Consider the following 11,085-nt stretch of genomic DNA (forward strand, 5'->3'; position numbering starts at 1 on the left):
TACGTACGGCAATCGAGCATGGAGCGACACCGGCGAGAGATAACAAAGGGGACCCAGGCGCCGGATTGCGTCGACCGGCGTCGGTCACGCCCACGCCGAGTCGCAATCGGCGGACCCGGTTTCGAGCCGCGAGGTGCCCGAGCATCGTCCACGGTTCAAGGACGGGATGCCGAAACGAAAGGCATCAGGTATCTCTGCGCTCGCTGCCTGTGTTCAAGTCGTTTATCAGCGTTGTTGCATCTGACATCGTGAGAGACTCACCACGTTGCGTTGCCAATTCGACCACCTCGGCCACGAGATCGGCTGTGGTGTTCAGTTGGTCCTTGGTGTGTTCGCTAGTCAGGAAGAAGCGCAACCGTTCCTGACCCGGCTGGACCGCCGGCGCCGCCACGGGGCCGACATAGATGCGGGCTTGCATCAGCACCGAAGAGGCGTAACCGACTTGGAGTTCACCAGGGACCAGCACAGGACAGATCGGTGTGTTCTGTGAGGATCCAAGATCGAGATTGCGCTCGCGTAGTGCAGACGTGAACCATTGCGCGTTATGCCATAGCCGGGTGAGCCGCTCAGGCTCGGTCTCGAGGACGTCAAGGGCGGCCAGCGCGGCCGCGGCGGCGGCTGGTGCGGGGCCACCGGTGAGTTGAGCAACCCCGGGGGCGGCCGAGCGGATTGCTTCGATGAGATCGCCCTCACCGGCGATGAACCCGCCGCAACTGCCCAGCGCCTTCGACAGGGTGCCCATCCAGATGTCCACTGCGTCGCCGGATAGGCCGAAGTGGTCGCGCGCGCCGTGTCCGTGGGCACCGAGCACCCCAAAGGAATGGGCCTCGTCGATCATCACTGCGCAGTCGAATTCCCGTGCCACCGCGGCGATCTCCGGAAGTGGTCCGATGTCTCCGTCCATGCTGTAGTGGCCTTCGACGACAACGAGTGCCCGATCAAAGCGTGCCCTTGACATGCGCAGGACGCTGCGCAAAGAGTCTGGGTCGTTGTGTCGGAACGTCACCCGGCGTGCTCCGGACCATTGCACCCCGGAGATCACGCTGGCGTGGATGAGTGCATCACACACCATCGCGTCCCGGTCGCCAAGCAGGAATCCGATCAGCCCGGCGTTGGTGAGATATCCACTGGTTGTGATCAGGGCGGCGTCAACGTCGTAGAGCTGGGCCAGCCGGTTTTCGAGAACGGAGTAGAGATCGATCTCGCCTGAGATGATGCGACTAGCTGATGCTGAGGCGCCATACTGTGCGACCGCATCCTGAGCGGCACGAATGACTTTCGGGTGGTGCGCCAGTCCGAGATAGTTGTAGCTGGAGAAGTTGGTCATCGCACCGTCAGGGCCGTCGATGACGGGACTGTTTGCGCCTCGTCTCGGCAGGAACAGCGGGTTCGGCATCCCGGTGAACTCCAACATGGCGCGCGTGCGCGCGTTCCGTTCGCGGGCCGCAACGACCTCCGGGTGATCAGCGAACGGTTGGCGTGAATCTCGTCGTGACTTGGCGACCGAACTCGTATCGGGTGCCGATGCAACGACGTGATCGTCGCGCGGCTGCGCGAGCAAACGGCGAGCGGTTTCGCGCGCCGACATACCGTCCCAGCTTTCGGTCACGCAGCCGCCATCATCTCGGCGATGCGAGCACCCGCTTGCCGAAGGTCGAAGCTACGTCCCAAGGAGAGCGTGGTGAGTTGCACACCGAGCGCCTGGGTGGTGCGGACGCCGAATTCGACGGCCATCAGTGAGTCCAGGCCGAGCTCGGTCACCGGGATGTCGATCTCGATCGACTCAGCCGATACACCCATGACGACGGCCAGTTGCTCAGCGAGCATATAGGCGACCACCTCTGCGCGCTTAGTGTCGTCGAGGGCGACCAAAGCGGCACGCAAGCGCTCCTCGTCGGAATTGGCTTCAGCTGCAGCGGAGATGAGCGCCGAGGTGCGTAGCACGTGTCGCAGGTGGCCGCTCGCGCTGCTGAGCTTGGACCAGTTGATCGGAATGATCGCCGCTTGCGTGATGCCCAACCGGAGCGCCTCTTCGAGATAGATTGGGCCATCGTCCATGTCGATCGAGTCGAACCCGACGGTATCCAGATACTTCGCGGTGGTTTCGTCGGCAGCCATGCCGCCGCCTGTTCCTGACATGTGCCCCCAGCCGATGCAGATTGCAGGCTGACCGTGGCGGACAATTGTTTCGGTCAGAGACTGCAGGGCGAGGTTGGCTGCTGTGTAGTTGTACTGCCCGAACAGGCCTAGCATCGAACCGCCCGAGGAGTAGAACACGAACTGGTCGAGTCTGATCTCGGCGGCAGTGACGGCGGACCATAGCGCGCGCGCTCCCTGCACCTTGGCTTCGTATACGCGTTTGAGAACGTCGAGCTCCAGATCAGACACCATCTGGTCAGCGACGGCTCCCGCAGCGTGGAAGATGCCGCGCAGCGGATGCTCGTTGGTGTGGGACCGCGTCACCAAGGCGGCGACGGCGCCGGCATCGCTCACGTCGACCGCTTCGTCGGTGACTTCGATTCCTGATGCCCGCCACCGGGCGAGGTGTTTGCGCGCGAAACCCGTTGTCGCGCCGCTCCTGCCGGCCAGGACGAGGTGCCGTGCGCCGCGTCTGACCAGCCATCGTCCGGTCGCCAGCCCCAAGCCGCCGTATCCGCCGGTGATCAAGTAGGTGCCCTCCGGGTCGATAGTGACGTCGTGCCAGGCGGGCCTCACCGGTGGCGCCTCGCCGGCGAGGCGAATCGCCACCCGGCCGGTCCGCTCCGAGCGGAACACGTCTTCGAACGCTTGCGGAAGGTCGCCTGCAGCATGAACTTCCACCGGCAGTGGCTGGTAGGTTCCGCTGCCGAATTTGTCGAAGATGCCGGTGGTCAGCTTCAGGAAGTCGTTGGTCCTCTTGGCCAGCATCCGGTCCATGTCGACCGAGAAGTAGCTGACGTTCTTATCGAACGCCGCCATATCCAAAGTGCCGCCGCCATAAATGTCCGCCTTGCCGACTTCAACGATGCGACCGAACTCGGCAACGGCATCGAAATTGTGGCGCAGCATCTCTCCGGGTGCGGTACTGATGATCACGTCCGCGCCGCGTCCGCTGGTGAGTTCACGAACGCCGTCGACGAAGTTGAGCGAGCGGGAGTCGATCATGTGGTCAGCGCCTGCGGCCAGCGCGTAGCAACGCCGCTCGTCGGTGCTGGCCGTGCCGATAACCTGTGCGCCGCAGAGCTTCGCGACCTGAATGGCGGCCGAGCCGACACCGCCGGCCGCTCCGTGGATCAGCACCGTCTCGCCTGGCTGGAGCCGCGCCAAGGTCAGCAGGGAGCGTTCGGCCGTGACGAACGCGGTAATGCTGGTGCAGTGTTCGGGGCGAACGGGTTGCCGGCCGGCAGGATTGGGCAGCTTGAAGCAGAGTGCTGCATCGGCGATGTGATAGCGGGTGAGCATGCCCTGAGCAGCGGTAGCGACAACGTCTCCGACCTGCAACTCGGGGACCTCAGTTCCGACGCGGGTGACTACTCCGACGCCCTCCATGCCGAGGTGAGTGCCAAAATGTGTCTGTTCTAGGTCTCTTTCGCTGAGCAGTCCGAGCGCCTTGACGGCGTCTTTGTAGTTCAAGCCGACGGCCTCCATTTGCAGCTCCACTTCGCCTCGACTGGGCGATCGCCGGGGGCAGCGCCGCCACCCGAGGTCGGGCAGAAGTCGTGACTTCGGAGTGTCGACGGTGAAGTTCGCTTCCGGCTCAGTGGGTTGCTCGTCGTGGGCCATCGCTTCAAGCCGATGAGCCAGCGTCTGCGTGACGATCGGAGTCCACCGTAAACCGCTGCGCAGCAACACTTCGTCGGCATTGTCGTGACAGAAGGCACCCGGAATTGCCAGCTCCGCGATGAGGTCGGCGATCTCGGTGGCCTCGTCGGTGTCGATCAGACGCCACCGCAATCGCGGCTGCTCTCCGACCAGGACACGACGTGCTCCCGCCAGCGCCGCATGGCTGGTGTCGGGTACCGAAGCATCGTTGGGGTGGACAAAGGCCCGTTCGGTGATCAGGCTGACGTAGAACGTGTCGTCGCCGAACGGGGGCATTTGCGCGGCTTTGTCGCCAAGCTGCTCGTCGAGAAACCTCTCGATTGTGACGGCGACGCGTTTCAGCGCCCAGAGGGCGGCGACGTCATCGGCGATGTCTCCGACAACCAGACACACGTGAAGCCGCGGCAGATCCTCTGCGATTTCGCTGAGCCGTTGCGTGAGGTCAGCTTCGAGTTCGGTTGTGCCAGTGCAGGTGTGGTAGCCGGCGTGCGGGAGGGCCTTAGATAGCTGTCGGGCCCGTACGTGAGGCTGGTCACCGAGGGCCACCACCAACGTCGCGGTTTGCTGGGAAGTCGGTGGCGCTATGGTGGTGAGCTCGTCGCGTAGATCCCAAACCTCCTGGTAAAACAAGGGTTCGAGGTGGTCGATTGGCTCTTTCCCGGGGGTAATCGGACCCAGTCGCACACCCATGAGTTGCATGCACGCAGTGTGCTCCGAGTCGAGGATCACGTAGTCGGCGCACAGCGGGTCTGTGGGGTGCCGGCGGGCGACAACCGTGACCTGATCGGGGAGCGGGGCGAAGGCCCGCACCGCGTCGACCGCGATCGGCACAACGGTTCCCTGGTGCCGGCCAATTGACTGCTCGACGAGCGGCGCGACGGTTTGCATGGCAGCGTCAATGAGGCAGGGATGTACGAGGTGCCTGGTCGTGTCGGGCCCAGTGGGCGCCTCTACAGTCGCGATTGCCTGCAGTGAGTTCACGCGCAATGACGTAACCCCCTGAAAGTGGCGGCCGTAATCCAGGCCGCGAGCAGCAAAGGCGGCATAGAAGTCGGCTGGGTCGATCTCGCTCATGCCGCGGGTTTCGGGCGGGGGATGCTTGGTGGCAAGGTACGTTGCCTCGACCAGCCGGCCGGTGGCGTGGACTGTCCAGAATGTGCTGGTTGCGGCGCGAGAGCGGATAGTGAAGCGACGACTCGGCTCGTCGAGTTCGGTACGCAGTATGGTCCCGTCGGCAGGGTCCACGATCAAGGGCGCGACGAACCGAATGTCTTCGGCGGTCACCGAATTCGATCCGGTGCGTAGCGAGGCGGCGCTCAGTGCGGCATCAAGGTATGCCGCAGCGGGAAGCACGCAGGACCCGTCAACCACGTGATCGGTGAGCCACGGCAGTGTCTGTCCGCTCAGGTGCAGCTCCCAGGCGAACCGAACATGCAGGTCCGGGTCACCCAGCATTGAATACGTGTCAGGAGTCCCGAACTTCGTCTGCCGGTGTTCGGGTAGCTCGTCGTGGAGCCGCTTCCGCTGCCAGGGATACCGAGGAAGTTCGAGATGCGGAGCCGGTTTCGCGAACATTCCTGTGTCATCGAGCGTTCCGGCGGTATAGAGTCCGGCGACTGCTTGGCGGATGCTCTCTGCGTCAGGCCGACCGCGATCCAGCGTAGAAATCGTCGTGCCCGACTCGCCGCTCGTCAACAGGAGTTCGCGGATGTTCGCCGACAGCACCGGATGTGGGCCCACCTCCACGAACACGCGGTGGCCTGCGCGGATCAGCGTCTTGGTTGCGTCCGCGAATCGCACCGGCTCACGCACGTTGACGCACCAGTAGTCGGCATCCCACGAGGCGCTCGTGACGGCTTCGCCGGCGACCGAGGAGTACAGCGGGACCTTTGGCGGTTGAGGTGTGACACCGGCCAGCACAGCACGCAGTTCCCCGAGAATAGGGTCCATATAGCGACTGTGATATGGCACTTCCACCCGCAGGAGGCGATTGAAGACGCCTTGCTCAGTGAGGGTTTCGGCGAAGGCTCCCAGTTCTCCCAGATCGCCGGACACCGTCACCGATGACGGGCTGTTGATTGCCGCAACATCGATTCGCATGTCGTCATGAAGCAGCGGTCGTACGTCATCGACCGGCAACCCGATTGCGAGCATGCCTCCGGTTCCGGCAGTCGTAGCCAGCAATCGTCCACGATGATGGGCCACCAGAACAGCGTCGCGCAGCGACAGCATGCCGCTGACGTAGGCAGCCGCTATCTCGCCGGCACTATGGCCCACCACGGCGCTGGGTGTGATTCCGAACTCGGCGAGTTCGCAGGTCAGCGCCGCCTGGATGAGGAAGTTCGCCGGCTGGGCAACCGCTGTCGACGTGATCCGTGACTGCTCCTCAGGGCGCAGAAGTTCTTCCACGAGAGACCAGCCGGCGACGCTGCGGAAGACGGCGTCGATGCGGGCGGCTTCAGCGGCGAACGCGCCGCCGGCGTTGAGTAGATCGCGGCCCATCGCCCACCATTGCGGGCCCATTCCGGTGAACACGAACGCCGGACCCGCCGAACGGCCCACCACCGACCCCACCGGAACAGCGCCGGCCGAGATCTGCCGTAGCTGGTCGGCCAGGTCCGCGGGATCGGAGAACGCTACTCCCGCCCGGTAGCGGTGGTGCGCCCGGCGAGTCCATGCGACCTCAACGAGATGGTCCGGATCTGCACCCGTCTCGAGCAGATCAGCGTAAGTGCCGGCCAGCTCACGCGCCGCGGCCTCGCTGCGCGCCGAAAGCGCAAACACATCAACGCTGCGACGACTTGGGGCCCGAGACGGGGTTGTTTGCCTCCGTGCACTTTGCGCCTCTGCGATGACCGCATGTGCGTTGGTGCCGCCATACCCGAAACCGTTGACAGCCACGGCCATTCGGTCGACGTCACCATTCACGACTTCAGGCTCGACCTGAACGGCCAGCTGCAGCTCGTCGAAAGGAATATCGGGATTGGGATCTTCGAACCACCCTTGCGGCGGCAGTGTCCTGTGGTAGACGGCCAGAGCTGCCTTGATGACGCTCGCGATGCCGGAGGCCGCTTCAGTGTGCCCCAGGGTGGCTTTCACCGATCCCACTGGAAGGGGCCTATTCCGGCCGTCAGCGGCGCCGTAGACGCGTCCGAGTGCACGTAACTCCACTGGATCACCCACCGGTGTCCCTGTGCCATGCGCCTCTACATAGGTCACCTCGTGCGCCGCGACGCCGGATCGTTCGCACACCGAACGCGCCAGCGCTTCTTGCGAATCGGCATTCGGGACGGTGATGGCGGGCGTGCGGCCGTCCTGATTGGCGCCGGTCGCCGCCACGACCGCGTAGATGCGATCCCCGTCGCGCAAGGCATCTTCGAGCTTGCGTAACACGACGATCCCGGCGCCCTCGCCGCGGCCATACCCGTCGGCTGAGGCTGAGAACGCTTTGCAGCGCCCGTCTGCCGCCAGAAAACCACCTTTGCACATCATCACGAAAGTTTCCGGGCGCAGCATCATGTTGACTCCGCCGACCAGCGCCATCTCACAGTCACCATTGGCAATTCCCTGGCACGCAAGATGGAAAGCAACCAACGACGACGAACAAGCGGTATCCACTGTCAGCGCGGGTCCCGTCAGGTTGAGCGCATATGCCAGCCGGTTCGACAGCATCGTGAAAGAGGCGCTCGCCGCGGTGTGCATATCGACGTGGGGAAGTGCCGGACCGGCAACCGAAGTGATCGAGTGATCCCAGGTGAACGCACCGACATACACGCCGACCGGCTCCCCAGATACTCGACCCGCCACGCCCGCATCATCGAGCGCTTCCCACGCGACCTCCATAATCAGTCGCTGCTGAGGATCCAGGCTCGTTGCCTCGCGCTGGGACATACCGAAGAAGTCCGAATCGAACTGCCATGGATCGCAATCGAGAAAGGCGGCACGCTTGGTGTACATCCGTCCAGCGGCGCGCTTGTCGGGATCATAGAAACGCCTGTAGTCCCAACGCTGCGAAGGTATCTCCGCGACGCCATCACTCTTGCTGAGCACAAACTCCCAGAATGACTGTGCCGAATCGATTCCCCCGGCATACCGGCATCCGATCCCGACAATGGCAACACGGCTCATGGTGAAACTCCTGAGGACTTACCGGTGAAACGCGTGGCACACGGATCCGCTGCACATCGTGCGCAGCGCACCAGCAAACAAATGTGTTGCGCACTGGCTGGTTTTGGTCGTACTGGGGTGGGAGGCATGGACGCCTGTTGGAAAACACATGGTCTAGCCATGACGGCCCCCAACCCGCGGCTTGCTGCTGAACTCTAGTGGACAACCCAAGAAGCCGTCCACTGACGCCAGCCTCACCACAGCCACCCTACTTCGGCGGCCAACGACCCGCGAGCCGCGGTTAGCCCGGTGTGCCCCCTGCAGCGGAATCCGCTGCGCGCAGCGACTTGTCGGTGTCGGACGGGCGGCCGGCGGCCTCGCTGCGCCCGAACCGATCGTTGCGGCGGGCCAGCGGTTTGGGCGCCCACCAGTTGACCCGGCCGAGCACATGCATGAACGCCGGCACCAGCAGCATCCGCACCAGCGTCGCGTCGACCAGCACCGCCACCGTCAGCCCGAGCCCGAACAACCGCATGAAAGACACCTGCGCCGTCATCAACGCCGCAAACGAGATCGCCATGATCAGCGCCGCGGCCGTGATCACCCGCCCGGTGTGGGCCACACCGAGCGCGACGCTGTCGTCGTTGGCGGCCGGGCCGCGGTCGGATGCCAGCCAGTACTCCCGGATCCGCGAGACCAGGAACACCTCGTAATCCATCGACAGGCCGAAAGCGATGCAGAAGAGCAACACCGGCAGGTCGACCTCAAGCGTGCCGGTCACCGCCGAGCCCAGTGCGCCCAGGTGCCCGTCCTGGAACACCCACACCAGCGCACCGAACGCCGCGGTCAGCGACAAGATGTTCAGCAGCACCGTCTTGATGGGCAACACCGCGCTGCCGGTCAGCAGGAACACCAGCACCAACGTGATCACGGCGATGATCCCGAGCACCAGCGGCAGCCGCGAGGTGATCGCGTGCACGCTGTCGTGATTGCTCTGCGTGACGCCGCCCAGTTGCACCGGTTTGCCCGCCGGGGTCGAAACGGCGTGCAGCCGGTCAAGCTGAACCGCCGAGTCGTCGGAGAACAGCGGCGCGGTGCTGCTCACCGTCAAGAAGGCGCTGCCGTCCTTGAGTCCGGTGGGCGCCGACGGCGGTCCGGCCAGTGCGCCATGGACGAACGTGCCGCCGGGCGAGGACGCCAACGACACGTCCGCGACCCGTGACAGCGCTGCGGCATATCGATTCAGGTCGGTGATGCTCACCCCGACCGCGTCCGGGATCACGACGGTGATGTCGGGAATCCCGTCCCCCGGGAAGACGTTGCGCAGCTGGTCGCCTAGCTGGCGTGCTGAGGAGGACGGAGGCAGGACGCGGTCGTCGGGAAAGCCCCACCGAACGCCGAGGAACGGTGTGCCGAGAAGCAGCAGAAGAGCGATGATCGCGGCACCGATCGGCACCGCGTGACGCATGACGAACTTGGTCCATCGGTACCAGAACCACTGTTCGACCGGTTTGGATTGGGGCTCCGGTCGCCCGCGGATCCCGCGCAGCGGCCGGCGCGCGTCCAGCGAATCGAGCCGATCACCGAGCAGCACGATCGCCGCCGGCGTCACGATGATCGCCGCCGCCGCCGCGAACGAAACGACCGCCACCCCGGCGTAGGCGAACGACTTCAAGAAGTACTGCGGGAACAGCACCATCGTGGCCATCGACAACGCGACCGTCATCGCGGAGAACAACACCGTGCGGCCCGCGGTGACCATCGTGCGGATCAGCGCCGCGTCACGAGTTTCGCCCTCTGCCAATTCGTCCCGGAAGCGGGTGAGGATCAGCAACGTGTAGTCGATGGCCAGCGCCGCGCCCAGCGCGACGGCCAGGTTCAGCGCAAAGATCGAGACGTTGGCGAACAGCGAGATCGCGTGCAGCGCCGCCATCGAGCCCAGGATCGCGAATACGCCGACGGCCAGCGGCAGCGCCGCCGCAACCAAACCGCCGAAAACCCACACCAGCGCTACAAAACTCAGCGGCATCGCCAGCGACTCGGCGAGCAACAGGTCTTTCTGCGTTTGGTCGTTGATCTGCCAGTAGATGCCGGCTTCTCCGCCGGTCCGCACGGTGACGCCATCGCGGTCGTGCACGAACTCGTCCGCCAGTCGCTCGGCGTTTCTCTGCGCATCGGTCTCGCCGCCGGAGATACCGGCAATGATCAGTCCCGATTTGCCATCCCTGCTGATGAACGAGGGCGCCGCTGACGGCGGCGCGGTCCACGCCGACACCACTCTCCCGACGTTGGCCGAGTTCTGCAATCGCCGAACCAGGTCGGTGCCGACCGCCGTGGCCTGGGATCCCCACGCGCCTTGGTCGGAGCTGACCGTGATCAGCAATTCCATGTCGCCCTGGTCAAACTTCTGTGAGAGCACGGCGGCCGCCTGTGACGACTCGGCGCCAGGATCGCGCATCCCGCCGGCCGACAGTGCCGTGACGACCGGAACGCCGAAGATCGCGGTACCGGTCATCACCAGCAGGGTAACGGCGATGATCCGGCGCGGCACGGCGATGGCGAGTCGAGCGATTGCCTGCAGCACGACACGACCTTCTCACGAAGCCGCAGTACGGGGAACCACCCGAGCGCTTCGGCCCGTCCGCGACAGTTGGCAGCAGTAGCAGCGCTCTGAGCAGTGTGCAGCGTCACGATGCGCCCGAAGGGTGAACAACACCCGGACTGGCCTGAATCCCTTGAGCGGCAGCCTTTCTAGGCGTCATGTTGCTGCCGTGCGCGAGTCGCCTTAGCGCGATCAGACAGGTCGCGGAGAATTGCCCAAGCGAAACGCCGTCATTCGCACGATTGACGAATCGTGCTTTGCTGCAGCGCGATCCGGCCGCGCAGCGGATGGTCGTGGTCATGACCAAGACCACACTGACGGCGTTCGTATGTTGCCCGACAAACAGGCATCCTTCCCGCACGGGTGTCCGTGCGGGAAGGATGCCTGCCCCCGCTGTGGTTCCGACCTCAGAAGGACGTGAGCAGCTGCAGTGCTAGGTCGGGGATAGTCGTTATAGCCGTGTTGGCTGCACCGGACGCCAGAAGTGTGCTGAGGTCGCCGGCCAGTGTGCTTGGGTCGAACGACCCGAGCAGCGAGCTTGGATCGACCGACCCGAGCAGCGAGCTTAGGTCGGT

General features: G+C 64.5%; 3 protein-coding genes and 1 pseudogene. All 4 read right to left on the bottom strand.

All coding sequences use genetic code 11. The features are described 5' to 3' along the window. Positions 1-157: pseudogene (locus VNW74_RS01030) on the bottom strand (hypothetical protein); the annotation flags it as partial. Positions 158-184: 27 nt separating this feature from the next. Further along, positions 185-1,609, bottom strand: coding sequence for an aminotransferase class I/II-fold pyridoxal phosphate-dependent enzyme (locus VNW74_RS01035; protein WP_325674749.1), 1,425 nt, complete (start codon positions 1,607-1,609; stop codon positions 185-187). Then, positions 1,606-7,929 (bottom strand): type I polyketide synthase, encoded by a 6,324-nt coding sequence (locus VNW74_RS01040; protein ID WP_325674750.1) that lies wholly within the window; start codon positions 7,927-7,929, stop codon positions 1,606-1,608. The genes VNW74_RS01035 and VNW74_RS01040 overlap by 4 nt, the downstream gene beginning before the upstream one ends. Positions 7,930-8,209: 280 nt before the next feature. Further along, positions 8,210-10,492 carry an MMPL family transporter gene (locus VNW74_RS01045; protein WP_325674751.1) on the bottom strand — a complete coding sequence of 761 codons (2,283 nt, stop codon included), beginning with the start codon at positions 10,490-10,492 and terminating at the stop codon, positions 8,210-8,212. Positions 10,493-11,085: the final 593 nt, after the last annotated feature.

The organism is Mycobacterium sp. (assembly GCF_035570115.1).
GTDB lineage: Bacteria > Actinomycetota > Actinomycetes > Mycobacteriales > Mycobacteriaceae > Mycobacterium.

Excerpts from the sequence above, each read along its gene's own strand:
- VNW74_RS01040 (WP_325674750.1), bottom strand. The coding sequence starts at position 7,929 with ATGAGCCGTGTTGCCATTGTCGGGATCGGATGCCGGTATGCCGGGGGA.